The following is a 26393-nucleotide window of genomic DNA, read 5'->3' on the forward strand; positions in this document are numbered from 1 at the left end:
TGCATTCACCCATACGATATAGGAGGGGTGATACAGTGTGATGAGTTTAGGAGACTTGGTCGTTCGGAAATCGTACGGCGGTGATGTCACGTTTCGCGTTGAAGACATCCAGCGGGATAAAGCGATCATTAAGGGGACGGAATTTCGGCTACTGGCCGATTCCCCGGTGAACGATCTGGTCAGAGTGCCTGCAGACCAGATTAGCGGTAAGACTCAACAGGCCCACATTAAGGCCGGGGAGTCTCTTAATCTTTTGCAACGGGCACGCCAGCAGCAAGCTGCCCGTAGCCAGGCGGCTCTGATTGGAGAGTGGAGTGATCCGGTAGAGTCGACGTATTTTGAAATGCCAGGAAAGGTTCTTCATCTGGATGGAGATCCCGGCTATTTAAGAAAATGTCTCAGTTTATATGAACAGCTCCGTGTTCCCGCTGAGGGACATCACGTTCACGAATCGGCAATGGCGGATACGTTATATCGACTGCTTCCCCGCATTCGTCCTGATATTGTAGTCATCACCGGACATGATGGTGTGCTGAAGCAGCCGCAACCTTACGATTTGTACAGCTTGAAAAGCTACAAGAATTCACAAAATTTTGTGGCAGCGATTCAGGTAGCCAGACAATATGAGCGTCATCTGGATTCACTGACAATTGTAGCGGGGGCATGCCAGTCCCATTTTGAGGCGCTGCTACGTGCGGGAGCCAATTTTGCCAGCTCCCCAGGGCGTATCCTGATTCACGCTCTGGACCCCGTTTACGTGGCTGCCAAGGCCGCATTTACTTCAATCCGTGATACAGTCAATATGGGAGACTTATTTCATCAGACCATCAGTGGCAGCCGCGGAGTGGGTGGAATTGAAACAAGGGGAAGCTACCGCATCGGTTTGCCGAAGCTTGAAAATTTGTCAACGCTTAAAGTAACGCCTTCAGCGATCTGAAATTCAAATGTGCCCGATAGGATATATCTGAACAAAAGCCTCTTTTTAGAGGCTTTTTGTCATTTTTTATGCATATTATTCCTGTTCGCAAAAAATTAAATTGACAACTTATTTTTCGTGTTGTTATAATATTTAGCTTGATTTGACAATCCCTCTAAAATTCGTTATAATGGACAAGGAAAGAGGTGGTCGTTAGGCAATGGCTAAAAATACGCTGTTGGAAATCAAACGCAGTCTCGACGCACATGTAGGGCAAAAAATTTTGCTGCGGGCTAACGGCGGACGCCGTAAGACCGTCGAACGAACTGGTGTCTTGGAAGAAACGTACCCTTCTGTTTTTATTGTCAAGCTGGATCAGGAGCAACAGACGTTTAAACGTGTCTCCTACAGCTATGCTGACATTCTTACCGAGTCGGTGGAGGTCAGTGTATATGATCCCGACTCCCACACAAGTGTAGTCGAATATTTCGAAACACCTTAATTCTTTTTTACGTGATTTATACCAGCTTTGCAGGTTTAACGGCGACCTCGTCATTTTTAATGGCGGGGTCGTTTTGTATTTACAGAGCAGGATGAAGCATGATATCTCTGCACATACTAAGGCGGGAATGATCTTCCTTATTCCATTGCCGAAGGAGGCGTATGCATGAGCCGAAGAAGACGGAGTGTTATGTCGGAAGAGCTGAAGTATGAACTGGCCAAAGATCTTGGGTTTTACGACACGGTTAAGGAAGAAGGCTGGGGAGGCATTAAAGCCAAGGATGCGGGCAATATGGTCAAGCGGGCCATTCAGCTTGCAGAGCAGGCGGCTTCTCGCAAATCGTAGCCATCGGTGGTGCTGATAAAAAGCGGGGATATCCGGGGTCATACCGGGGCATCTCCGCTTTTTTGAACCTCATGACTTGACAGGCTGAGTCTGATATAATATGTTAAGCTGTCTTGAGGGAAAAGTTGAAGGTGGGTGAACGCCTTGAAAATATATGAAAAAGCACCGGCGAAAATTAATTTAATGCTTGATGTTCTACGTAAGCGGGACGATGGTTATCACGAGGTCGAAATGATTATGACTATGGTCGATCTATCCGACCGATTGACGATGTCCGAGTTACCGCGTGATACCATTATTATTTCAAGCCAAGCCGGGTACATACCGTTAGATGAAAAGAACTTGGCTTTTCAGGCTGCGCGTCTGATCAAAGAACGTTATAACGTGTCTACAGGCGTCCATATCCATCTGGATAAGCATATCCCGGTGGCTGCAGGATTAGCAGGCGGAAGCAGCGATGCTGCCGCAGCATTGCGTGGGCTGAACAAGCTGTGGAAACTTGGTATCTCGGATGCGGAATTAAGGGTACTGGGTGCTGAATTGGGTTCAGACGTACCTTTCTGTATTACAGGGGGCACAGCTTTAGCGAGCGGACGTGGAGAACTGCTTAAACCACTGCCGAATCCGCCACAATGCTGGGTGATCCTCGCCAAGCCGCCGATTAATGTATCGACAGCTGAAGTGTATGGTCGTGTCAAAGCGGATCAGATTACGCACCATCCGTCTGCCCGGCAGATGGAGCAGGCGATTCGTAATGCTTCTTTTACCGATGTATGCAATGCCCTGGGGAATGTATTGGAGGATGTGACATTAAAGCTGTATCCAGAAGTGGAGCATCTTAAAAACTCCATGATTCGTTTGGGAGCTGATGGGGTGCTGATGTCAGGTAGCGGACCTACAGTGTTCGGACTGGTATCGAAGGAAGCCAAAGTGCCACGGATCTATAACGGACTAAGAGGCTTTTGCAAAGATGTTTACGCAGTACGACTTTTGACCTGATTTTAGATATTTTTTTCATATTATAGTGGCAATTGTTGTACAAATACGTACGAAGATGATATATTTACTATTAAATATTCGGATTTTACTATATCACTTACATTCCGCCAGCAACCGGCCAGTCCGCCGGTGCTTTATTGTACGAAGCGGGCGGCAGGAGAATAGATCGCGAGGAATTGTTGTGAAAAAACTTAAAAGAAGCTCACGATTGGTGGAAATGACGCAATTTTTATTGTCACGGCCGCATACATTGGTGCCTCTTACTCATTTTGCAGATCGATACGGGGCAGCTAAGTCGTCGATAAGCGAGGATCTGGCTATTATCAAAGAAGTATTTGAGGACGAGGGTACTGGCGAGCTTCTGACACTGGCGGGAGCGGCAGGGGGCGTCAAGCTGATCCCTAGGCTCTCCAAGCAACATGCGCTTGCGTTTGCGAACGACTTGTGCGCGCAGCTGGAGCAGCCTGATCGCATATTACCGGGAGGGTACTTGTATCTGTCCGATTTGCTGGGCCAACCAGCGATGATGAACGAAGCGGGTAAAATATTTGCGACCGCTTTTGCCGATCGTCAGATTGATGTGGTTATGACCGTGGAGACGAAGGGCATTCCGCTCGCATATGCAACCGGAGCACAGCTTAATTTACCAGTCGTGCTTGTACGGCGGGACCATCAGGTGACAGAAGGCTCAGCTGTAAGTATTAATTATGTTTCTGGATCACAAAAGAGCCTTCATACGATGTCTTTATCCAGACGTGCAATGCGTGAGAAATCGCGTGTGCTCATCGTAGATGACTTTATGAAGGCTGGCGGCACGATACAAGGAATGGTCGACTTGTTAGCAGAGTTTGATGCTGAGGTAGCTGGTGTCGGTGTGCTGGTAGAGTCGGGCGAGGTGGAGAATGAAGAGCGCCTGTTGCACGATTATATTTCACTGGCAAATCTGACTGCAGTCGATTCTCGAAGCAAGCAAATAACAGTCAAGCTAGGGAATTATTTTGATGAGTTAACGGGGCAGTAAATTGTCACAATTCATCATAAAATACCTAAATATGTCGAAAAGAAATCTTTTCAAAAAAATTACCTGAATTTAGGATACGAATTGTCCAAAAAAAGAAGGAATTCGAAATGCTGTGTGGAATGTATACACCAAGTCCTATTTGGAAAAAGGTGGTGAAACACACATGCAGATTACGGATGTTAGACTCCGCCGAGTGAACTCAGAAGGAAGAATGAAGGCGATTGCATCCATTACAATTGATAACGAGTTTGTTGTCCATGACATCCGAGTTATCGACGGTAATAACGGGATGTTCGTAGCTATGCCAAGCAAACGAACCCCTGACGGAGAGTTTCGCGATATCGCTCACCCGATATCTTCAGGAACCCGTGAAAAGATTCAAGCTGCTGTATTGACTGAGTACGAACGTGCAGCTGTTGATGAAGAAGTTGCTATTGAAGAAGGCGCTTAATTCGCCTAAAGCAGGATTGGGGTACAAAAGAAAAAGAGAGCCACTAACTGTGGCTCTCTTTTCTTTTTGTCTGGAATGAGATATATTCTTTAGTGAGTTAACAGTCAGTTTTAAGGCAACTTGGAGCCATCCGGGCTGCCGAAGCGGCTTTTTCATAAGACAGGGACTAGGCAGCGATGCGTCCCGGGGATGAACGTCCAGCACAAGCTGGCCTGAAAAAATAGCCATTAACCAAAGGTTCGCCGTTATTTTTCAGGAGGATTGTGAAAAGTTAAGCAAAATCTGATCTGGGAATTAACGTTTTAGCCAAGGGGTAACTGTTATTTTCAGGATAGGAGGTTGGACTTGTTGGAAAGGTTGGCAGTCATTCTTGCCGCAGGGCAGGGAAAACGTATGAAATCCAAATTATATAAAGTTCTGCATCCGGTGTGCGGAAAACCGATGGTCGGACATGTGCTCGACACGGTTCGTGAAATCGGTGTGTCCCGAAGTGTAGTCGTCGTGGGTCACGGAGCAGAGGCGGTACAGTCTTATTTGGGACCGTCGGCAGAATATGCGCTTCAGGCAGAGCAGCTGGGAACGGGTCATGCTGTCAAGCAAGCCAAGGACCTGCTCGGCCAGGAACAGGGCACCACAATTGTCATTTGTGGAGATACTCCGTTGATCACAGCGGAAACGCTGGAAGGTTTGGTGCAACTGCACGAAAGCCGCGGAGCGGCAGCAACAATTCTGACCGCTGAGTTGGACAACCCGAAAGGATATGGACGAGTTATCCGTGATACTTCCGGGGCCGTGCTTAAGATCGTGGAACAGAAGGATTGTTCACCTGAGGAAGATGCTGTCCGTGAGATTAACACAGGCACGTATTGCTTTGACAATGCCAAGTTATTTGCAGCGCTGGACAAGGTAACGAACACCAATGCACAGCAGGAATACTACCTGACCGATGTCATTGGTATTTTGCATGGCGAAGGTGAGCAGGTTGAGGCGTATTTGACCAATGACGTGTCGGAATCTATCGGTGTAAACGACAGAGTTGCTTTGTCGGTTGCTGAAGGTTATATGCGCGAGCGTATCGTTCGCAAACATATGCTGAATGGTGTCACCGTCATTGATCCGTCTTCTACCTACATCGGGAGCGATGTTGTCATTGGTTCCGATACAGTATTGCACCCAAATACATGGCTGCATGGTCAAACACAAATCGGAGAAGATTGTGTGATTGGCCCGCAGGCAGAGATCCAGAATACGGTTATCCACTCAGGGGCAACAGTGAAACATTCGGTGTTGAACGAAGCGGAAGTGGGAAGCAGTACATCTGTAGGGCCGTTTGCTTATCTGCGTCCAGGCGCGAAGCTTGGCGAACATGTGAAAATTGGTGATTTTGTAGAGGTGAAGAATGCGACTATTGGAGATCATTCCAAGGTGTCTCATTTGAGCTATGTCGGTGATGCCAAGGTGGGTACAAACGTAAATATTGGCTGCGGGGCAATAACGGTCAATTATGATGGATATAATAAATCCATTACAGAAATTGAAGATGATGCCTTTGTTGGCAGCAATGTGAATCTGATTGCCCCAATTAAGATTGGAAAAGGTGCCTATGTTGTCGCAGGCTCCACTGTAACACATGCTGTCCCTGATAACGATCTGGCCATTGCCAGACCACGTCAAGAGAACAAAGCCGGATATGCGGACAAAATCCGCGCGCGTGCCAAAGCAAAGAAAAAAAGATCGGAATGACCTTAATCAGCAAGCTGTTGAATCTGTAATGAATGAACCAGCACGGAGGGTTTCTATTAATGACTTATTGCGATTCCAAACTCAAAATATTTACTTGTAACTCCAATCCGAAGTTAGCCCACCAGATTGCGGACTACATCGGAATCCCAATGGGGGAATCCCATACCACATCGTTTAGTGACGGTGAAATTCAGGTTAAGCTGTCGGAAAGTGTTCGCGGCTGCCATGTGTATATTGTACAGTCCACTTGTCTGCCAGTTAACGACAACTTGATGGAGTTATTGGTTATGATTGATGCACTTAAACGTGCTTCTGCCAAAAGTATCAATGTTGTTATGCCATATTACGGTTATGCTCGTCAGGATCGTAAGGCTCGTTCACGTGATCCGATTACAGCGAAACTTGTCGCTAACTTGATTGAAAAAGCGGGAGCTCACCGCGTAATCAGTATGGATTTGCATGCGATGCAGATTCAGGGATTCTTTGATATTCCAGTGGATCATATGCTGGGAGCGCCAATTCTGGCCCAATATTTCCGTTCCAAACAAATTGAGAACCCGATTGTTGTTTCACCCGATCATGGTGGGGTTGTTCGCGCGCGCAAGCTGGCGGACTTCCTGAGTGCGCCGCTCGCTATTATTGATAAGCGTCGTCCAGAGCCAAATGTCAGTGAAGTGATGAATATCATCGGGAACATTGAGGGTAAGACGGCTATTTTAATTGATGATATCATTGATACAGCCGGAACGATTGTATTGGGTGCAAATGCGCTTAAAGAAGGCGGCGTAAAAGATGTGTATGCATGTTGCACACATGCCGTGCTGTCTGGTCCTGCGATGGAAAGACTGGAGAATTCGCCATTAAAAGAGGTGGTTGTGACGGATACAATCCCGATCGTTCACCCAAATCCGACAAGCAAGCTGAAGGTACTGTCTGTGGCTCCATTAATGGGAGAAGCCATCATCCGTGTGCATGAGGAATTGTCGATCAGCAAATTGTTTGAAATCGAATAAGCACTGGCTCATTAAAAAAGGGGTTGCTTTTTCCATATGGAAAAGGTAACCCCTATCAGCATGTCAGGCTAAAAGCCTGGCCGAGATATGAATGTGAAGCGTTGACGATTGTATAGTGTGTCCTCGATTTCGACGAAATGCTCATTAAAACGCGCAACGATGCCAATTTGAACATGTACATTCCCGTCATAAATTTGGACAGGAACGGAATGTTTTAAATGATATAGAAAATGGCTGTCATATAAGAGGATATCACCTTGATTGAGCATATCGGCACGCACCTTCCTGTTCACTACAACTATTTTACCAAAAAATCAAGACTTCGAAAGAGGGTGTCAAGGTTAATGAAGTGGATTGTAGGATTGGGCAACCCCGGTCCCCAATACGAGAAAACGAGACATAATGTCGGATTTATGGCCTTAGATGCACTTGCCTCACGCCATAATATCCAGATTACCCAAAGCAAATGTAAGGCGTTGATTGGTGAGGGGCACATTGGTGGCGTGAAAACGGTACTGATTAAGCCTATGACATATATGAATCTCTCAGGCGAGTCTCTACGTGCATATATGGACTACTATAAGGCCGATATGGAAGATCTGATTGTCGTGTACGATGATCTGGATACAGAGGTCGGTAAAATAAGACTGCGTTATCAAGGTAGCGCAGGCGGTCATAATGGCATTAAATCGATCATTCAGCATACAGGGACGCAGTCCTTCAACCGGATTCGTATGGGCATTTCCCGTCCAGAGCCTGGACATGCTATTGTTGATTATGTTCTGGGCACCTTTCCAAAGAAGGAAAAGGAACTATTGACCGGAATGATAGAAGATACGTGCAACGCTTTAGAATACAGCTTGAATCATCCGTTTGAGCGGACGATGGCTGAATTTAACAAGTAGGTTCTGACGTTAGGTAGACGGGCTTAAATGGAAGATTGTTGGACATACTGAAAGGTATAGAAAACTTTCAGGAGGCATATACATTACATGGTTGTTAATTATGTATGCAGACATTGTCGAACTTTCTTAGGGCGAATTGACTCCGCTGTAATAACCGAAGAAAGGTTGGGCTTCCATTCCTTGACCCCTGCTGAACGTAGAGATATAATAGCGTATAATTCGGGTGGTGAAGTGACTGTTAAAGTCATTTGCGAGCATTGCAGTCAGGCACTGGAGAATAATCCGGAGCTGAGTCTGCTCGTAAACCCGCTCCAATAACAGGTATTCAACTGGTCTGATGTACCAGCTTGAGAGGTGAAGCGGTAGTTCCGCTTATGGAGCCTTGGCAGCATTGCTGAGGCTTCTTTTTCGGTTTACATGTAACTATTTATAAGCATAAAGGGGTGCCTTTTTTGTTACAAGCACTTATTCAGGCTTTTACGAAGGATGCTGATTATGCATCCATTGCGGCAGGTATATCCTCAGGCATGAAGGAACAGCTTATATCAGGCTTGTCAGGCTCTTCAAGACAGGTACTGATGGCCGCACTTGCTGAAGATACTGGACGACCATTGATGGTCATGACGCACAATATGTTTGCCGCTCAAAAAATAGCAGATGATTTGCAGGAAGCGCTTTCTCCTGATCAGGTTTTATTGTATCCAGCCAACGAGTTAGTAGCTGCTGAAGCTGCCATATCCAGTCCAGAGACATTATCCCAACGAATTGATGTATTGATACGATGCGCCCAGGGTTTTCGTGGGGTTGTTGTCGTGCCGTTTTCTGGGGTCCGGCGTCTACTACCAATCCCGGAAACATGGCGTGAGGCTCGTGTTGAGCTGAAAGAGGGAGAAACGATTCAGCTGGAAGCATTTTTGCTGCATATGGTTGAGATGGGATACCAGCGTGTAGAACGTGTTGAATCCCGTGGGGAGATGAGTGTACGCGGGGGAATTATTGATTTTTATCCAATGACCACCCGTTGGGGCTATCGTGTGGAGTTGTTTGACGATGAAATTGACTCCATCCGTATGTTTGATCCGCAAGATCAGCGTTCGGTGGAAAAGGTACAGGAAGTTACTGTAACGCCATGTAAGGAAGTTATTGCAAGCCACCAGCGTATGGACCAAGCTGCCGATGCCGCTGCTATGTTGTTGGAGGAACAGCTGGACAAAATGACAGATCGTCAGGCTAAGCAGCATCTGAAAGAGGAAATTCATCGTGAAATTGAGCTGTTGCGGGAGCATGTGTATTTTGACGAAATCTATAAATATATCTCCCTGCTATATCCTGAACGTAAAACCTTGGCTGATTATATGCCGGCAGATACGATTCTGATCATTGATGAACCAGCACGGATGCTAGAAACAGCTAGGCAGCTAGAGCGGGATGAGTCTGAGTGGAATCTGCATTTGCTTCAAAACGGTAAAACTCTACCGCAACTGGAGCTATCGGATAACTCGGATAATCTGCTGTATAATCGGAGATTTCAAACGCTGTTCCTGTCGATCTTCCTTCGCCAGGTTCCGCATACGCAGCCGCAAAATATTTTGAACTTCATTTGCCGGGGCATGCAGGATTTCCACGGTCAAATGAATGTACTCAAGGCAGAGATGGATCGTTGGCGCAAGGCAGGCACACAGGTTATGATGCTGGCGAGTGGAGATGAACGTCTGGATCGGATGCGGCGAGTGCTTCAAGACTACGGTATTGATGAGCCGACTATGGCGATTGGTAATCTGCAAAGCGGTTTTGAGATGCCGTCTATTCATCTGGCGGTGATTACCGAGGGTGAGATGTTCTCCCAGAAGCAGCGGAAAGCACGTAAGCAGGGCCGACATGTAGACAATGCAGAGCGGATTAAGAGCTATAGCGAGCTGAAGGTGGGCGACTATGTCGTACACCAAAATCACGGGATCGGGAAGTATATGGGAATCGGTACGCTGGAGGTTGGCGGTATCCATAAGGATTACATGCATATCCTCTATGCAGGCGGAGATAAGCTGTCTGTACCGATTGAACAAATTGATCTGATTCAGAAGTATGTGGGCTCAGAGGACAAGGAACCCAAGATTTACAAACTGGGCGGCAATGAGTGGACACGTGTTAAAAGTAAGGTGCGCAGCTCGGTTCAGGACATCGCAGATGACCTGATCAAGCTATATGCGGAAAGACAGTCAGCACCAGGCTTTGCTTTTGAAAAGGATTCGCCGGAGCAACAGGAATTTGAGGATATGTTCCCGTATGATGAGACACGTGACCAGGTTCGGGCTATTGAAGAAATTAAGAAGGACATGGAGCAGAGTCGTCCAATGGATCGTTTGCTGTGCGGTGACGTAGGCTACGGCAAGACTGAGGTGGCTATTCGTGCTGCTTTTAAGTCTGCTATTGAGGGCAAACAAGTGGCTGTGCTGGTACCGACGACGATTTTGGCGCAACAGCACTATGAGACATTCCGTGAGCGCTTTTCTGGGTATCCGTTCAATATTCAGGTATTGAGCCGTTTCCGCTCGCGCAAAGAGCAGAATGAGACGACCAAGGGAGTTCGACAAGGTACGGTTGATATTGTCATTGGTACTCACCGTCTACTTTCACAGGATCTGGTGTTTAAAGATCTGGGGCTGCTTATTGTCGATGAGGAGCAACGTTTTGGTGTCACGCACAAAGAAAAGCTGAAAAAACTGAAAACGAATGTAGACGTGTTGACGCTAACGGCTACACCTATTCCGCGTACGCTGCATATGTCCATGCTGGGTGTACGTGATTTGTCAGTCATTGAGACGCCACCGGAAAATCGTTTTCCAGTGCAAACTTATGTCGTTGAGCATAGCCAGACTCTAGTTCGTGAGGCCATTGAACGCGAGATGGCACGCGGAGGGCAGGTTTATTACCTGTATAATCGCGTGCAGGGCATTCAGGAGATGGCTGCCGAGATCAATGCACTTGTCCCAGACGCCAAGGTGGGCGTAGGCCACGGACAGATGTCTGAAACGGAACTGGAGAAAACCATTTTGGATTTCCTGGATGGTGAATATGATGTACTGGTTAGCACGAGCATTATCGAAACCGGTGTGGATATTCCCAATGTGAATACACTCATTGTGCATGATGCCGATAAAATGGGGCTCTCCCAGCTTTATCAGCTGCGTGGGCGTGTAGGTCGTTCCAACCGGATTGCCTATGCTTATTTCACGTACCAGCGAGATAAGGTGCTTACAGAGGTGGCGGAGAAGCGACTTCAGTCTATCAAAGAATTTACAGAGTTGGGCTCCGGGTTCAAGATAGCAATGCGTGATTTATCCATCCGCGGAGCGGGTAACTTACTTGGCGCCGAGCAGCACGGATTCATCGCATCCGTCGGTTTTGATCTTTACTCACAAATGCTGGCTGAGGAAATCAATAAACGTAAAGTCAGTGTGCTTGGAGAAGAGGATCAATCCAACCGGAATTGGAGTACATCGATTGATTTGAGCGTCGATGCTTACCTGCCGGGAGACTATATTTATGACAGCATTCAGAAGATTGAGATTTATAAAAAGGTTGCGGCAGTCAGTACCTTTGACGAGGCTTCCGAGCTGGAGGACGAACTGGTCGACCGGTTTGGCGATCTGCCAGAGGCAGTGCGTCATTTGCTGGCCGTGGCCCGTCTCAAGGTGTATGGACGGATGTATGGCATCGAGTCCATTGTTCAACGGGATGACAATATGATGTTGAAATTTCACGAGGGGCGTCAGCAGGCGCTGCAGACTGCCAAACTTGCCGAGATTGGCAATCGCTTTGAAAGACGTGTACAATTTGAACAGGGTACTTCTATGAGCGTACGCATAAAGGGTAAAGGTCTAAATGATGCACAACTGCTAGAACTGCTGGAGCAATTTTTGAGTGCATTGAAAGAAGCATTCACATTGAAGGAGGAACTGCAAAATGTCACAACTAAATAAAAGAAAACCTTGGAGAATGCTCTCCTTGGGCATGGCAGCGTTGCTAGCTATATCGGTGCTTGCAGCATGTACGAAGCAAGCGGATGAGAATAAGGTCAAGGATGAGCCGAAAGACAACAGCAAGGTTGTCGTGACCTATAAGGGTGGAACGATTACCGAAAATGAGTTCAACCAAGAAATCAGCATGATGAAATTTCTGTACCCAGAGTATGAGGCTGCTTTAGCTTCTGATCAGGTACGTGAGCAAATTGTAAAGCAGGAAGTAGTGTACAAGCTTTTGGCAGCCAAAGCGGACGACAAAGCCAAGGAAGAGGGCGCCAAACAAGGAAACGAGCAGTTGGAGCAGTATAAAAAGTCGGTCGGAGAAGATAAGTTTAAGACATTTCTAAGTGATCAGAAGTTGACCGAACAAGGTGTGAAGGATTACTTCACGCGTGTAATGACGGTAATCAACAGCGAAACCAATAAAGTAACGGATGATCAGCTGAAACAGGAATTTGAAAAAAATAAAGATCAGTTCACGACGGCAACTGTACGTCATGTATTGATTAATTTTGAAGATCCAAAAACAAAGAAACAGCGTACAAAAGAGGCTACTCTCAAGCTGGCCAAAGAGGTAAAGGCAAAATTGGATGGTGGAGCGGATTTTGCAACGATTGCTAAGAAGTATTCGGAAGACCCAGGTTCCGCATCTAATGGCGGGCTGTATGAGAATGCATCTGTAGCGCAATGGGTACCTGCTTTTAAAGAGGCTGCCGAGACTCAACCAATTAACAAAATTGGTGAACCCGTGGAAACAGAATACGGATATCACGTGATCAAAGTGGAGTCCCGCAATGAGCCTACATTTGATAAATTGAAGGACAACGAAAAGGCTGCCCTGAAAAATAAACTAGCTGGGGAAAGTATCCAAAACTTTACCGAAAATGATTTGACGAAGCTTGATTTGAAAATCAATCTGCCGAAGGCACCTGCTACGCAAGAGAAAAGTGGTGCAACGTCCGGTGCGGGCAGCACAACTACGCCGAGCGGAACAACAAGCGGTACGGGCGATAGCAAAGCTGGAACAGCTAAAGATGGAGCTGCAAACGAAGGTAAATAACTGAACATGCATAAGGAATTGGGAACAGATGAATACTATGGTCAGATATCACCATAAACACCATGACCGCGACGTTCTTCGTGACCGCTTCTGGGGGAGTGGAAGCGTCTTTCGATACCGTCAGTAGTTTACTAAATTCTTCTTGAGAAAGTGGGGCAACATGTGAAATGAAAGCTACTGGTATAGTTCGCCGTATTGATGATCTTGGGCGGGTAGTTATTCCAAAGGAGATTCGCCGCACCTTGAGAATTCGTGAAGGAGATCCGCTTGAAATTTTTGTGGATCGTGACGGAGAAGTCATTTTGAAAAAGTATTCACCTATTGGTGAACTTGGTGATTTCGCCAAAGAGTATGCTGAGTCCCTGTTTGAAAGCACTGGCCATATTACGATGATTACCGATCGTGACACCATTATTACGGTGGCTGGAGGCTCAAAAAAAGAGTTTCTGGACAAGCAAATCGGTAGCATTATTGAAGGTAGCATGGATAATCGCAAGACTGTGCTGGAGACAGCCAGCGGCTCTTACGAGCTGACGCGAGACCACGAAGAAACACTCTCGTCCTTTGTGACGGCTCCCATTGTTTCGGGTGGTGATCCCATTGGTTCTGTTATATTGTTGAACAAGGATGAAAATGTAAAAATGTCCGAAATGGAGGTCAAGATGGCTGAAACAGCCGCTGGCTTCCTGGGCAAACAAATGGAACAGTAACACCCCGTTTCACCCCTGTATGACGTACAGAACGGACAAAGCCGTTCAACGTTGTACAGGGATTTTTTTCTTTCCGGGAGAAGAGACGGTATAATAGGACTCGTAAAAACGCTTATTCCAGGTGGGAGTGAAGACGGAGAATGCAGGAAAATCGCGCCGCTTCGCGGCTGCTACGAGGCGCTGTCATTTTGACACTGGCAGCTGTAGCAAGCAAGCTGATCGGCACATTGCAAAAAATCCCGCTGCAAAATATTGGCGGCGATGGCGTATTTGGCATTTATAATACGGTTTATCCTTTTTATACGCTGTTCATTACCATTGCAGCTGCTGGATTCCCGGCGGCTGTATCCAAATTTGTAGCTGAGTATGAGGCTGTGGGAAATCAGGCAGCGGGGCAACGTGTTGCCCGGCTATCTTCGCTTGTATTGGGCATATTCGGATTGTTTCTGGGGCTGCTGATGTATACGTGTGCGCCACTAATCGGCCAGTGGATCGACAATGCTCACGTCATTCCATCGGTGAGGGCGGCGGCGATTGCCTTCTTGTTCGTGCCGATTATGGCGGGACTGAGGGGCTATTTTCAAGGCTTGCAAAATATGATTCCGACGGCTGTCTCCCAAGTGACGGAGCAGGCGATAAGGGTAAGCGTGATGATCATATTGTTGCTGTTCATGCTGTCACAAGGAGCAGGGGCGGATATGATTGCCGCCGGAGCAGTGTTTGGTTCAGCAGCAGGCGGAGCAGCGGGCCTGGTGATCATGCTGCTGTATTGGCGAGGCCACAGAAAGAGACTTAGGCGGCAAGAGACGGTCATGACAACAGTGCAGGCACAGACTGGTGAGCTTCACCCAGCGGAAAGCAGTGGTGCTTTGCTAAAGGCACTGCTACGTTATGCTCTGCCTGTTTGCCTTGGAGCGCTAGCCGTTCCGTTAATAAACCTGGTAGATACATTTACCGTCCCTCGCCTGTTAAAGCAGGAGGGCTTGGATGATACGGCGGTTATGGTGGCCTTCGGCGTGTATAACCGGGGGCTTCCGCTAGTACAGCTGGTCATGATGTTTGCCACCACATTGTCGGCATTGTTCATACCCTCGCTGGCTGAGGCACGGGTGACCGGAGGTACGGAGCTGGCACGTCGTCAGTGCGAGCAATCGCTGCGCTGGTTTTGGCTGCTGGGACTAGCCGCTGCGACAGGTCTGATCGTGCTGGCCGTGCCCGTCAATGTGATGCTGTATGCAGACGACACGGGCAGCACGGTTATGCGCTGGATGGCGCTGACCGCCGTAGGCGGCACGCTCAGCATCATCTCGGCTGCGCTGTTGCAAGGTCTTGGCGCGGTTCGTGCGCCAGCCCTGGCTATGCTCGCGGCCGCTGCGGCCAAGGCGCTGCTAAACTGGCTGCTCGTGCCGCAGCTCGGCACGGCGGGCGCCGCCATTGCGGGGGCTGTCGCCTATCTGCTGGCGGCTGTGATCAACATCGCGCTGCTGGCCCGCTTGGTGGGGCTGCGCGGGAGCTGGTCCGCCAGTGTGCTCAAACCGGCGGCATTGCTTGTCGCCTTGGCTGGTGCAGCCGGGGCGGCGATGTGGGGCACCAGTGCTGTGCTGGGTGCCCTGGGCTGGGCTGCCGGAGGTCGTGCCACGGCAGCGGCGGAGAGCCTGCTGGGTGTAGCGGCAGGCGCCGTGGTGTTCGTGATCGGCCTCGCACGCCTGAGGTTGATCACGGAAGCCGAGCTTGTGGCAGTGCCCAAGCTCGGACGCCCGCTGGCAGCTGTGCTGCGCAGACTGCGTGTACTGGCTTAGCCCGGGGTTATACGGCTTGCCGCGTGAAAGCTGCACAAGCCATTTTATGAGCCTATACCACTTTGTGGTATAGTAAATGCCAAAGCAAAGGAAGCGGAAGCTGGGCTATGCCGGGTGTTTTTTCGGAGCATGCATCCTGCTTTTGCGGAACGGAGGATTGGATATGAGCGTAACATTAACGATCGTAGGTCTGGGCTCGGGAGATCCTGATCAGCTTACGATAGGGATATTGAACAAAATGCGGGGCGCTTCAGCTCTCTATCTGCGAACCAAGGAACATCCGGCGGTTCGAGTGCTGGATGAGTTTGAGGTGGCTTTTGAGTCGTTTGATGCGGTATATGAGACAAAGGATTCTTTTCCAGAGGTATATGAGGAAATTACCAGTCAACTGATGGAAAAGGCTGCTAAGGCGGCAGACGGGAGCGAAATCGTCTATGCAGTTCCCGGTCACCCGATGGTGGCGGAAGCAGCGGTGCAGTTGCTCAAGGAGCGTTGTCCTGCGCAAGGGATTGAACTAAACATCTTGGGTGGAGAAAGTTTTCTGGATGAGGCTTTTGTGCGTCTTGGTTTTGATCCGATTGAGGGTTTTCAGCTGTTAGATGCAGGCACACTGGATGCCAGCTGGCTTCAGCCCCAGTTGCATACGCTGATTGGACAGGTATATGACACCTTTACGGCTTCCGATGTGAAGCTATGCTTGATGGAACGGTATCCTGACGATTATGAGGTGTATGTCGGCCACGCGCTTGGGGTAGAAGGTGAGGAGGCGGTCCACAAGGTGCCGCTATACGAGCTGGATCGAGTAGAGGGCTACGGCAACCTATCCTTGGTATACATACCTCGCAGTGAAGATGAGGCCCTGAAACGGCGTTCTTTTGACCGTCTACATGAGATTGTCGATATTTTGCGCAGTCCGGAAGGCTGTCCATGGGATCGTGAACAGACACATCAATCGATCCGCAAAAATCTGATCGAGGAAACGTATGAGGTCATTGAAACCATAGATGAGGATGATCCTGAGCATATGAAGGAAGAGCTTGGCGATCTGTTGTTGCAAATTTTGCTGCATGCCCAAATGGAGGAGGAAGTCGGAACCTTCAATGTGTATGATGTGATCCAGGGACTGAACGATAAGCTTATTTTCCGTCATCCGCATGTATTCGGTGACAATCAAGCCAATGATGCGGAAGAGGCGCTGCAAAACTGGGAACAGATGAAGGCAGAGGAAAAACGGCTAAAAGGTACGGCGGCAGCCAATCCTTCCGTACTGGATGGGGTTCCCCGTGATCTGCCAGCTCTTATGAAATCGTATAAGCTCCAGAAGAAGGCAGCTAAAGTAGGCTTTAACTGGGATAGCATTGAAGGCGTATTTGATAAATTGGACGAAGAAGTGGCTGAGTTGAAGGAAGCGGTTCGTGAAGGGCATTCCATGGAAGCTCAGTTGCTGGAGTTGGGGGATGTTCTATTTGTTGCCGTGAATGCGGCCCGGTTCATGGACGTAGATCCGGAGGAGGCGCTGTCAGCCACTAATCGCAAATTTGTAAGCCGCTTCCAGTATATTGAGCAGAAACTACGCGAGCAGGGGCGTCGTCCTGAGGACAGCAGTGTAGATGAAATGGAGACCTACTGGCAGGAAGCGAAAAAGCTTCTTGACAGAGATTGATTCCATAGATTTGATCTTTGGCTGTATTGGACAGTAAAATGAGTCATATGCAGGGTTGAAAATACGCCCGGCTTGAGCAGACTTGCCAATGGGCAGGATTTTGTAGTAGGATGTTGGCTTAACTGGGGTCGAATAAAAAAACGCCTGTCATTGCAGGATTTTTAAGGACAAGCCAGAATAACTTGTAGTAATTCTGAAAATAACTGTAGCTAATAGTTGAACATGTTACAGTGGTATTCAGGAAGGGCTTCGGCCACAGTTGGACCTCACGTATGCTCCATTTAAGGACATGTAGCGTGATGATTATTTTTTGACATTTAGGAGGCTTTTATCTTATGAACAAGACAGATCTGATCAACAATATTTCCAGCAAAAGCGGTTTGAGCAAACGTGACGTTGAAGCTGTATTGAATGGCGTTCTTGGTGAAATTACAGATGCACTTGCTAGTGGTGACAAAGTACAACTGATCGGCTTTGGTACTTTCGAAACGCGCAAACGTTCCAGCCGTACAGGTCGCAATCCACAAACCGGCAACACGATTGAAATTCCAGAATCGACCGTTCCTGCTTTTAAGGCTGGTAATAAGCTTAAAGAAGCCGTTAACTAATGCGTCTTGATAAATTCTTGAAAGTCTCGCGGCTGATTAAGCGTCGTACAGTAGCTAAGGACGTCTCTGAACAAGGGAGAGTCGTGGTGAATGGACGCGAAGCCAAGCCGAGCAGTGCGGTCAAAGTAGGCGATGAAATTACCGTCCAATTTGGCCAGAAGCTGGTGACCGTGCGAGTGGAACGGCTCGCCGACACTACACGCAAGGACGAGGCTGCAAGTATGTACACTTTGGTAAAGGAAGAGCCTATTGCCAGGGACAACGGTTTGAACTGGTAAGCAGACATCTGATTTTCTCATAACGTTGTACATAGAAGCATTCCTTCATATTGTATGAAGGAATGCTTTTTTTTATATGAGGAGCTTTTGTCTAATTGTCTAATATATGCTCGTGAATAGCCAAAGCGGTTCTAAATCATGCCCACCCCTTCATAAGCTAAGAACAGAAGGAGGGGTACATGCCATGATTGAACAAGGGAAGTCCAAGCACCATGATCTGCGCATGCAAAGCCGCAAGCAGCTCGACATTTCAGGCGTCAGCAATGTGGAGAGCTTTGACAGTGAAGAGTTTTTGCTTCAGACCGAGCTGGGCCATCTCACCATTCGCGGACAACATTTACATATCAAAAACCTCAGTCTGGAAGAGGGGCTACTGTCCATTGAAGGTCTGATTACTTCCCTCGTCTACCTGGAGCCTGGGGCCCCGGCCAAAAACGGAAAAAGCCTATTCGGCAAGCTCTTCAAATGAACCCTTACACACAATGGCTGACATTGACGTGGATGCTATTGTCGGGCATAACCATGGGAGTGGTATTTGACAGCTACCGGGTGCTGTCAATCCGCTTTCATTTTGCCCGTTGGAGTGTTCATTTGTTGGACGTGCTGTATTGGGTGGCCTCGGCTTTGTTTATTTTCCGTGTGCTGTACGCGAGTAATCGCGGTGAGCTGCGGTTTTATGTCTTTTTAGGACTACTTTTGGGGGTTTGGCTCTATTTTTGGGCCTTTAGTGTTACAACCCAACGTTTTGTGGTAATGTTAATAGAGATCGTTCGCAGACTGACGTTGATCGTGAACAGCATACTGCGCATCCTGATTGTTCTTCCGGTGTTAGCGCTGTATCGGCTGTTACGCAAGCTGGTCGGATGGACATGGGCACTTATTGTGTTCCTAGGAAGGATGCTGATATACATCCTGATGCCGGTTTGGAAGCCGATTCTTTGGTCGATCCGTCCGCTTATAGCGCGTTGGAAGACGCCAGATCCGCTCGTAAAGCTGGGTATCAGACTGAAAAATACAGCAAAAAGATGGTTTGGAAGGGGGTAGTATCATGCGTAATTCGTCTGTAGATCGCCATTCATCTCCTACGTCCAAGTCCAATGCGGGCGGGCGCAGGCGAATCATGATTTGGTTGCTATCGCTTGCCGCCTTTGGTAGTTGGGCCATATTCACCTTTTTTTCTCAAGGCATGATCATGGCCGATCGAAGTGAACAGCTCACCCAGAAGGAAAAACAGAAGCAAGCTGCTACACAAACGGAACAACAGCTTCAAACCGAAGTGAATCGTCTCAAGGACCCTGAGTACATTGGAGAAATTGCTAGAAGCAAGTACGGTCTTTACAAACCGGAAGAGACGCCAATTATCGGAGATCAAAAATAGAATCATTATCGGGCCAATGCTTAGTTGACCTTGGTTCCGCCATTTTGTATAATCAAATCACCACAGCGGGATTTTTTTGCAAAAAAATCGGTTGTATATTTTAAGGGAGGATCATTTTATTCTATGGCAATTGAAGTGGGCACCAAGTTAGAGGGCAAAGTGACAGGCATCACGCATTTTGGAGCATTTGTGGATTTGTCTGGAGGTGTCACGGGTCTCGTTCACATCTCGGAAATCGCCGATAATTATGTTAAGGATGTTAACGACCACCTGAAGATTAATGATGTTGTGACGGTGAAAGTCATTAATGTTGACAAAGATGGCAAAATCGGACTTTCCATTAAGCAAACGATTGATAAGCCGGCAAGTGAAGCCCGTCCCCCAAGAGCTCCAAGACCGGAGCGTACAGGAGGACCAGGCGGAGGAGACCGTTTTGGCGGCGGAGGTTCAGGTCCAAGTCAGGGACGCGGTGGTGGTTTCAACCGCGATCGTGGAGGCCGTTCTTTCAAGCCTGCACCGGGTAAACCTTCATTTGAGGATAAAATGTCACGCTTCCTGAAAGATAGTGAGGAACGCATTTCGTCGCTGAAAAAGAACACCGAAGGTAAACGCGGAGGACGCGGCGCGAAGCGTGTTTAATTCACTTTGACAACCGTATCAACCATACACGGAAAACCGTACAGTCGAAAGACTGCTACGGTTTTTTTTGCGTTCTACCGACAAGAGATGCGACAAGCCGTAGCTACAGGCAATACATTTGGGTGGAGTTGTACGGGCACATTTTTAAGATTAGTAGTTTTATGAAGAAGAGAAGAAGCATCTACTGAAATGTTGGATGTTTTTTTTGTCGTGTGGACATAATCGTCCGACAAACTCCAACGGTTTTCCGTCTATCTTCTGTGCAAATCGCTAGATTTGGTATCAGGATGACTGACATAGAGAGGTCGCCCAAAGCGTAGAGAGAGACAACTTCCATCTGCTTCCATACGGGCGTAGCTTGAAGTACAGGGGAATGCTCTGTCCTTTCGCGCGGCACGTTTTTTTGTCGGAAATTTCTTGGAATAAGACGTGAGGTTCTGACAAACTTTCTCAATCGTTCCGGTTTAAGATGGGAACATCAAATTGATGAATGGGGTGCCTGACGCATGATGGAGAAATGGAACGTGGTACATTTTCCGGGGTTAAAATCTAGAAAGTCCAAATCCAAAGAGCGTACGGAAGGTTGGCCTTCCAGACTCAAGAAACGGCTCAATTCACATAAAGTAGTGCAATGGGTAACCGCGCAAAGATGGATGCTGCTATTGTCAGCTATGGGAGTTTTATTGGGACGCGCCACTATTTTGGACGAGCTTTCTCCTTTTGCCCTCGCTTATTTTGCGGTCATTACGTTCCTTCGGCGTGATCTGATGCTGCCTGTAGCTGTATCCGTTGTGCTAGGCAGCCTGTTAGCTCCTTACCCATCGTTATTCATGATTGGTGGTGAGTTAATCGTATTTTATCTCCTGTATCGCGGGCTACGCACCTTCGATCGTCTGGAATTATCCTATGCCCCGCTTATGGTCTTCTTGTCTGTGTTTATGGTCAATTTATTTAACGCCGTGATGACTCCAGCTTTTACATGGTATGAGCTTGTCATTGTGGGAACGGATGCGGTACTCAGTTTTATGCTTACATTGGTGTTCACCCAGGCCATACCGCTGTTTACGTACCGCAAGAAGGCAAGCCAGCTCAAAAATGAAGAAATTTTGTGTCTTATTATTCTATTAGCCTCTGTGATGACGGGAGCAGTAGGATGGACCGTTCATTCACTGTCTGTCGATCATGTACTTTCACGATACTTGGTCTTGGTGTTTGCTTTGGTGGGAGGTGCTTCCCTGGGTGCTTCGGTCGGTGTGATTACCGGTTTAATTTTGAGCCTAGCCAATATGTCTGCAATTGTGCAGATGAGTCTACTTGCTTTTGCAGGTTTGCTGGCAGGAATGCTGCGTGAAGGGAGAAAAGGTGCAGTGGCACTTGGCATGCTGCTGGGCTCTTCCATTCTGACGATCTATTTGGATGGGACTGGGGACGTGCTGACATCAACCTGGGAGAGCTGCGCGGCAATCCTATTATTTTTAATGACTCCAAAAAGTTTCTTTAAAGCGGTTTCTACCTATGTCCCGGGTACGCAGGATCACGCCAAGTCACAGCATGAATATGCCAAAAGGGTTCGTGATCTCACCGCCGAGCGGGTGACGAAATTTTCCCGTGTATTCAGCCAGCTATCCCGCAGCTTTCATCAAATATCTGCGAGTGAGGGGGCAAAACCGGACGGAGAAATCGAACACTTTATGAATGCGGTGGCGGAAGGAACATGTGCCTCTTGCTTTAAGTGCGAGCAGTGTTGGGACGGCAAGTTTATGCAAACCCATCAGTATATGACGGAAATGATGAGTGCCATTGAGGACAATCCTGATTTGGAGCCAGAGCAAATGCCGCCGCAATGGAGCAAGGCATGTGCCAAAACGGGCGCTGTCTTGCAGGTAATGAAACAGCAGTATAGTCTCTACCAACATAATATGCAGTGGAAGCGCCAAGTATACGATAGTCGCCAGCTTGTTGCTGACCAGCTATCAGGTGTATCGCAAATTATGGAGGATTTAGCGCGGGAAATTCAGCGGGAAGGGCAGACCATGCATCGGCAGGAAGAGCAAATCCGAGAGGCTCTTGATAGACTGGGCTTGTCCATCCAATCCATCGAAATTATTAGCCTGGATGCAGGCCAGGTTGAAATTGAGATTGTCCACGCCTATACAAGGGGATTTGATGAATGTCGGAAAATCATTGCTCCACTGCTGTCGGACATACTAGACGAGCATATAGCTGTCATGCGCGAAACGGCGGCAGATCGCCGCCAAGGCTTGGCTACAGTCATGTTCGGCTCTGCCAAAACATATGAGATTGCTACAGGAGTAGCTAGTGCCGCCAAAGGAGGCGATTTCTTCTCAGGAGACAGCTACAGCATGATGGAGCTAGGGAATGGGACTTTCGCAGTCTCTTTAAGCGATGGTATGGGAAACGGAGAGCGTGCGCAGCAAGAGAGCAGTGCAGCACTTAACATTTTGGAAGAACTACTGCAATCGGGTATGGACGAAAAATTGGCGATCAAGTCGGTTAACTCTGTCCTGATGCTCCGATCACCTGAGGAAATGTATGCTACGGTGGATATGGCGCTGATTGATCAGTATACGGCCCGGACAACCTTTATGAAGATTGGATCTACACCGAGCTTTATTAAAAGAGGGGAGGAGGTTATTCCCGTATCTGCCAGCAATTTACCGATTGGCATTATACAGGATATCGAGGTTGATTTGGTGTCACTGCAACTCCAGCCGGGGGATATTCTCATCATGATTACAGACGGTATATACGATTCACCGGGTTATGCAGTCAATAAAGAGATATGGATGAAACGCATGATTCAGGAAATTGAAAGTGAAGATCCACAGCAACTGGCTGACTGTTTGCTAGAACGGGTTATACGATACCAACAAAATCAAATCTATGATGATATGACTGTAGTTGTTAGTAAAATAGATCATTTTCACCCAGAGTGGGCAACTCTCCATGTACCCGGCATGAGGTGGTTAGAACGTCCACGGACGGTGAGCTAGACTGACATTGCCCGGGAAATTCCTTATACATTTTTAAAAATCCGCCTCCTTCGTTTGAATCGTTCCGGATTAGGCAAAGATAGAATCTATCGGAATAGATTAAGAGGAAGCGGAGGTCAAAAAGCGATGAAGCAAATTTTGATCATTACAGATGGATGCTCTAACGTAGGTGTTAGCCCGGTTATGGCGGCTGCCCAAGCTTTACGGGAGGGAATTACAGTGAACGTCGCTGGAGTCATAGACTACGGAACCATCGGCGAGCTTGGGAGCGCAGAGATTCAGGAAATTGCTAAAGCAGGGCGAGGGTTTAGCCAAATCGTCGGTACGAAGCAGTTGGCGCAAACCATGCAAATGATGACGCGCAAAACAGTGGTTCAAACGATTCAGCAGGCGGTTAATAGAGAGTTAACGCACATTTTGGGTGAGGGCGGTGCCCGGCATATCGGTGAACTGCCTCCGGCCAAACGAGCCCAGGTAGTTGAGGTAATGGATGAATTGACAGAAACAAGCCCTCTGGAAATTGCTTTACTCATTGATGCAAGTGCAAGCATGAAGCCCAAGCTACCTGCTGTAGAGGACAGTATCCGCGATTTGCTGCTCAGCTTACAGTCCAGAAGCGGACTCAGCCGTATATCTGTATTTCATTTCCCGGGCGGACGAATGGGAGAAGACGCAGTCATGGATATCGGGTGGACCTCTGAGCTTGACCAGATCAAATCGATATTCGGACGCTTACGGATGAAAGGAGCGACACCGACAGGACCGGCCATTTTACAAGTGATTGATTATTACCGATATGTTACACTAGGGGAACAGAAAGATCTGGAAGAATCCTATAGCAAAGGAGAAGGGATGCTCGGTGACTACGTCGTCTGATCCCGTTCTTGCACCCGGAACGGTCATCAAGGGCAAGTGGAAGCGGAGTAGCTATGTCATCCAGCGCTTGCTGGGCCGGGGAGCGAACGGAACTGTATATTTGGTAAAAGAAGCACAGGCCGATCGGCAATTTGCTCTCAAAATGGGAAAAAACACGCTTGATCTGCAATCGGAGATTAATGTGCTGACCACATTACAGTCTCAAGGGACTCAGGCTGCTCTCCAGCGTAATGGAAATCCTTCCTTCTTGTTTGAGGTGGATGATGTAGTGTTACGTAGTGGGGAGATCCCCTTTTATGTTATGCGATACGTCAAAGGAGATCCGCTTCATAAATTTGTGGCAGCCAAAGGGTCTGAGTGGTATGGTGTGGCTGGAACCGGCATACTGAATCGTTTGGCCGATCTCCATCAGGCAGGATGGGTGTTTGGCGACCTGAAGCCTCAAAATATATTGGTCAATGCCTATGGAGAGGCTGAGTTGATTGATTATGGCGGGGTGTCCCTTGCAGGTCGGAGTGTTAAACAATTTACAGAATGGTACGACAGGGGATTCTGGAATGCTGGTAGCCGAAATGCTGATCCCCAGTATGACCTGTTTGCCTTTGCTCTTCTAACGATTCATATATTAGAGAGCGAATCGTTAAAGGTAGCTGCGAGCAGGCTACCACAGCTACGTAATACGGCAGAATTGACAGTCATCATTCGTCGCAGCCGTATATTGCGCCCCTACGCCGAATGGCTGCTGGGTGCAGTGCGTGGAGAATATTCCGATACTCGTGCAGCGGCCCGAGCTTGGTCGCGTCTGGCTTCCGCACATGTCAGGCAATCACCTGTCAAAAGGGGAAATCCACGCTGGCTGGGATATGCTTTTACGGTATCGCTTTTGCTGCTTGCCGGAGCGCTCTGGATTGCGTTAAGGTAGCAGCATGACTTACATAAGATAACAAAGGATCATCATTTTTACGGTCGGGAGAAAAGAGGGTCGTGAATGGGAACAAAAAAACCGACCGGTGTTGTACAGGAAGTACTCGCTTTGGCGCGAGAACATTCACTGTGGAGCCCCGGAGACCGCATTGTGGTTGCTGTATCCGGTGGACCGGATTCGGTGGCCCTTTTGCACATTTTACATGAAATATCCGTTATACATATGCCATTACAACTCGTCTGCGCTCATGTTCATCATGGCTTCAGGCCAGAGGAATCGGATGCGGAGGCTGAAGAGGTACACAATATTGCCCGAAAGCTCAAGCTTCCATTTGAAATGATTCGGGTGGATGCACCCGCTTATATGAAGGAGAGCGGTAAGGGTCCACAGGAAGCCGCCCGTGAGCTACGGTACAGCTTTCTACATGATACGGCTACGAAGTGGGAGGCACAGCATATTGCTATGGCTCACCATGGCGATGATCAAGCGGAAACAGTTCTCTTGCACTTGCTGCGCGGTAGCGGACCGGCGGGTTTGGCGGGTATGCGTTTGGCACGCAATGAAAAAAATGTGCAACTCATTCGCCCGCTACTTCGTATGTACAAGGCTGACTTGATTGCGTATTGCAACTTTCATGGTCTTTCCTATGTGACAGACAGCACTAATTTATCGTCTAAATACCGTCGTAATGCTATCCGCATGGATGTGCTCCCTTTTTTGGGGCAATATAATGAGCAACTGACACCGTCCCTGAATCGGCTGGCCGAAACGATGGCTGACGAAAATGATTTTATGGAGGCAGCTACACTGTCAGCATATGAGAAAATGGTGCACTTCAATAATGGCAGGTATATGTTTTCCATCGCTTCATATCGTAAGCTATCCGTTGCTTTACAACGGAGGTTGATTAAACTAATATTAAATTATCTGCCTTCGGGCAGTGAAAATTTTGATTTTCGTAAAATTGAGACCGTTCGACTAAGACTTCTCCAAGAGACATCCTCTACATGGAGCTTGGACTTGGGCGGCGGTGCGGTTGGAGTCCGCGAATATGACCAGGCGGTTTTGTTTGACCGTACGCAAGTCGTTATGGGTGAATGGAGCTATGGACTGAGCGTATTGCCTATTTCCGGTGAGCTTGAGTTGCCTGAAGCGGGTGGTATACTCCGGTGGCGAAGAGCTTCCTATTGGGATGGACACCATCCGGCGAATGAGGAAGAAGCATGGTTCGACGCAGACGAATTGACTTTGCCGTTGACTGTACGTTCGCGATTACCTGGAGATACCATGTATGTAATGGGATTAAACGGAAGAAAAAAGGTTAAAGATATTTTTATTGATGAAAAAATACCTCCTTTAATGCGTTCCGTTATTCCTATCGTCTGCGACCACTCTGGAGTTGTTCTCTGGATTCCGGGCGTACGACGTTCTGTACATGCTGCGGTGCAAAAGCACACGTCTTCGGTTATATATATGTCATGGCAAAGACGAGAGAGTCCGGGGCACCAGTAATTGCGCAGGAACGG

General features: G+C 48.0%; 26 protein-coding genes. 25 read left to right on the plus strand and 1 reads right to left on the minus strand.

What is annotated here, in order from left to right; translation table 11 throughout:
• The first annotated feature begins 40 nt into the window (after nt 1–40).
• From yabG to EGM68_RS00665, 8 genes are all read left to right on the plus strand, one after another.
• A complete protein-coding gene (gene yabG, locus EGM68_RS00630) occupies nt 41–937 on the plus strand; it encodes a sporulation peptidase YabG (RefSeq protein ID WP_014599339.1) in 897 nt (298 codons plus the stop codon).
• Nucleotides 938–1136: 199 nt separating this feature from the next.
• A complete protein-coding gene (gene veg / locus EGM68_RS00635) occupies nt 1137–1418 on the plus strand; it encodes a biofilm formation stimulator Veg (protein ID WP_013308120.1) in 282 nt (93 codons plus the stop codon).
• Nucleotides 1419–1583: 165 nt separating this feature from the next.
• Entirely contained in the window at nt 1584–1763 is a 180-nt protein-coding gene (locus tag EGM68_RS00640) for a small, acid-soluble spore protein, alpha/beta type (protein WP_007428013.1), read from the plus strand.
• Between the two features lie 144 nt (nt 1764–1907).
• On the plus strand, nt 1908–2762 hold the full coding sequence (gene ispE, locus EGM68_RS00645) for a 4-(cytidine 5'-diphospho)-2-C-methyl-D-erythritol kinase (RefSeq protein WP_025676573.1): 855 nt from the start codon (nt 1908–1910) through the stop codon (nt 2760–2762).
• Nucleotides 2763–2943: 181 nt separating this feature from the next.
• Complete coding sequence (gene purR / locus EGM68_RS00650; RefSeq protein WP_013368673.1) at nt 2944–3783, plus strand: pur operon repressor; 840 nt, start codon at nt 2944–2946, stop codon at nt 3781–3783.
• Between the two features lie 163 nt (nt 3784–3946).
• On the plus strand, nt 3947–4234 hold the full coding sequence (gene spoVG / locus EGM68_RS00655; RefSeq protein WP_007428016.1) for a septation regulator SpoVG: 288 nt from the start codon (nt 3947–3949) through the stop codon (nt 4232–4234).
• A gap of 345 nt (nt 4235–4579) precedes the next feature.
• Nucleotides 4580–5977 carry a bifunctional UDP-N-acetylglucosamine diphosphorylase/glucosamine-1-phosphate N-acetyltransferase GlmU gene (glmU, locus tag EGM68_RS00660; RefSeq protein ID WP_013368675.1) on the plus strand — a complete coding sequence of 466 codons (1398 nt, stop codon included), beginning with the start codon at nt 4580–4582 and terminating at the stop codon, nt 5975–5977.
• Between the two features lie 59 nt (nt 5978–6036).
• Entirely contained in the window at nt 6037–6990 is a 954-nt protein-coding gene (locus EGM68_RS00665; protein WP_013308125.1) for a ribose-phosphate diphosphokinase, read from the plus strand.
• A gap of 68 nt (nt 6991–7058) precedes the next feature.
• On the opposite strand, the gene EGM68_RS26435 is transcribed toward EGM68_RS00665, so the two are convergent.
• The gene (locus EGM68_RS26435; protein WP_013368676.1) at nt 7059–7259 is read right to left on the minus strand and encodes a hypothetical protein; all 201 of its coding nucleotides are present in this window, start codon (nt 7257–7259) and stop codon (nt 7059–7061) included.
• Between the two features lie 75 nt (nt 7260–7334).
• On the opposite strand from EGM68_RS26435, the gene pth reads away from it, so the two are divergent.
• From pth to tilS, 17 genes are all read left to right on the plus strand, one after another.
• The gene (gene pth / locus EGM68_RS00675) at nt 7335–7895 is read left to right on the plus strand and encodes an aminoacyl-tRNA hydrolase (RefSeq protein ID WP_016818918.1); all 561 of its coding nucleotides are present in this window, start codon (nt 7335–7337) and stop codon (nt 7893–7895) included.
• An 87-nt stretch (nt 7896–7982) separates the two neighbouring features.
• On the plus strand, nt 7983–8213 hold the full coding sequence (gene fin, locus EGM68_RS00680; protein WP_014599341.1) for an anti-sigma-F factor Fin: 231 nt from the start codon (nt 7983–7985) through the stop codon (nt 8211–8213).
• A 134-nt stretch (nt 8214–8347) separates the two neighbouring features.
• Nucleotides 8348–11875 (plus strand): transcription-repair coupling factor, encoded by a 3528-nt coding sequence (gene mfd, locus EGM68_RS00685; protein WP_090737498.1) that lies wholly within the window; start codon nt 8348–8350, stop codon nt 11873–11875.
• Nucleotides 11859–12977 (plus strand): peptidylprolyl isomerase, encoded by a 1119-nt coding sequence (locus EGM68_RS00690; RefSeq protein WP_017427061.1) that lies wholly within the window; start codon nt 11859–11861, stop codon nt 12975–12977. Before mfd ends, EGM68_RS00690 begins: the two co-directional genes overlap by 17 nt.
• A 167-nt stretch (nt 12978–13144) precedes the next feature.
• The gene (gene spoVT / locus EGM68_RS00695; RefSeq protein WP_013368681.1) at nt 13145–13687 is read left to right on the plus strand and encodes a stage V sporulation protein T; all 543 of its coding nucleotides are present in this window, start codon (nt 13145–13147) and stop codon (nt 13685–13687) included.
• 140 nt (nt 13688–13827) lie between these two features.
• A complete protein-coding gene (locus EGM68_RS00700) occupies nt 13828–15486 on the plus strand; it encodes a putative polysaccharide biosynthesis protein (protein WP_129548497.1) in 1659 nt (552 codons plus the stop codon).
• A 163-nt stretch (nt 15487–15649) separates the two neighbouring features.
• On the plus strand, nt 15650–17149 hold the full coding sequence (yabN, locus tag EGM68_RS00705; protein ID WP_102163412.1) for a bifunctional methyltransferase/pyrophosphohydrolase YabN: 1500 nt from the start codon (nt 15650–15652) through the stop codon (nt 17147–17149).
• A 335-nt stretch (nt 17150–17484) separates the two neighbouring features.
• Complete coding sequence (locus tag EGM68_RS00710) at nt 17485–17757, plus strand: HU family DNA-binding protein (RefSeq protein ID WP_007428028.1); 273 nt, start codon at nt 17485–17487, stop codon at nt 17755–17757.
• A complete protein-coding gene (locus tag EGM68_RS00715; RefSeq protein ID WP_014599342.1) occupies nt 17757–18035 on the plus strand; it encodes an RNA-binding S4 domain-containing protein in 279 nt (92 codons plus the stop codon). The genes EGM68_RS00710 and EGM68_RS00715 overlap by 1 nt, the downstream gene beginning before the upstream one ends.
• A 184-nt stretch (nt 18036–18219) precedes the next feature.
• The gene (yabP, locus tag EGM68_RS00720) at nt 18220–18504 is read left to right on the plus strand and encodes a sporulation protein YabP (protein ID WP_013368685.1); all 285 of its coding nucleotides are present in this window, start codon (nt 18220–18222) and stop codon (nt 18502–18504) included.
• Nucleotides 18501–19079: a spore cortex biosynthesis protein YabQ gene (gene yabQ / locus EGM68_RS00725; protein WP_058831394.1), complete on the plus strand. Its 579-nt coding sequence runs from the start codon at nt 18501–18503 to the stop codon at nt 19077–19079. Before yabP ends, yabQ begins: the two co-directional genes overlap by 4 nt.
• A 4-nt stretch (nt 19080–19083) precedes the next feature.
• Nucleotides 19084–19413 (plus strand): FtsB family cell division protein, encoded by a 330-nt coding sequence (locus EGM68_RS00730; protein ID WP_013368687.1) that lies wholly within the window; start codon nt 19084–19086, stop codon nt 19411–19413.
• A gap of 123 nt (nt 19414–19536) precedes the next feature.
• The gene (locus EGM68_RS00735; RefSeq protein ID WP_013368688.1) at nt 19537–20052 is read left to right on the plus strand and encodes a S1 domain-containing RNA-binding protein; all 516 of its coding nucleotides are present in this window, start codon (nt 19537–19539) and stop codon (nt 20050–20052) included.
• 506 nt (nt 20053–20558) lie between these two features.
• Complete coding sequence (gene spoIIE / locus EGM68_RS00740; RefSeq protein ID WP_129548498.1) at nt 20559–23066, plus strand: stage II sporulation protein E; 2508 nt, start codon at nt 20559–20561, stop codon at nt 23064–23066.
• Between the two features lie 126 nt (nt 23067–23192).
• Nucleotides 23193–23942: a vWA domain-containing protein gene (locus EGM68_RS00745; protein ID WP_129548499.1), complete on the plus strand. Its 750-nt coding sequence runs from the start codon at nt 23193–23195 to the stop codon at nt 23940–23942.
• On the plus strand, nt 23926–24864 hold the full coding sequence (locus EGM68_RS00750) for a protein kinase domain-containing protein (protein WP_129548500.1): 939 nt from the start codon (nt 23926–23928) through the stop codon (nt 24862–24864). The genes EGM68_RS00745 and EGM68_RS00750 overlap by 17 nt, the downstream gene beginning before the upstream one ends.
• A gap of 66 nt (nt 24865–24930) precedes the next feature.
• On the plus strand, nt 24931–26379 hold the full coding sequence (tilS, locus tag EGM68_RS00755) for a tRNA lysidine(34) synthetase TilS (RefSeq protein ID WP_129548501.1): 1449 nt from the start codon (nt 24931–24933) through the stop codon (nt 26377–26379).
• Nucleotides 26380–26393: the final 14 nt, after the last annotated feature.

Origin of the sequence: Paenibacillus sp. M-152 (assembly GCF_003856555.1) — a bacterium.
In the GTDB taxonomy this organism is placed as follows: Bacteria; Bacillota; Bacilli; order Paenibacillales; family Paenibacillaceae; genus Paenibacillus; species Paenibacillus polymyxa_C.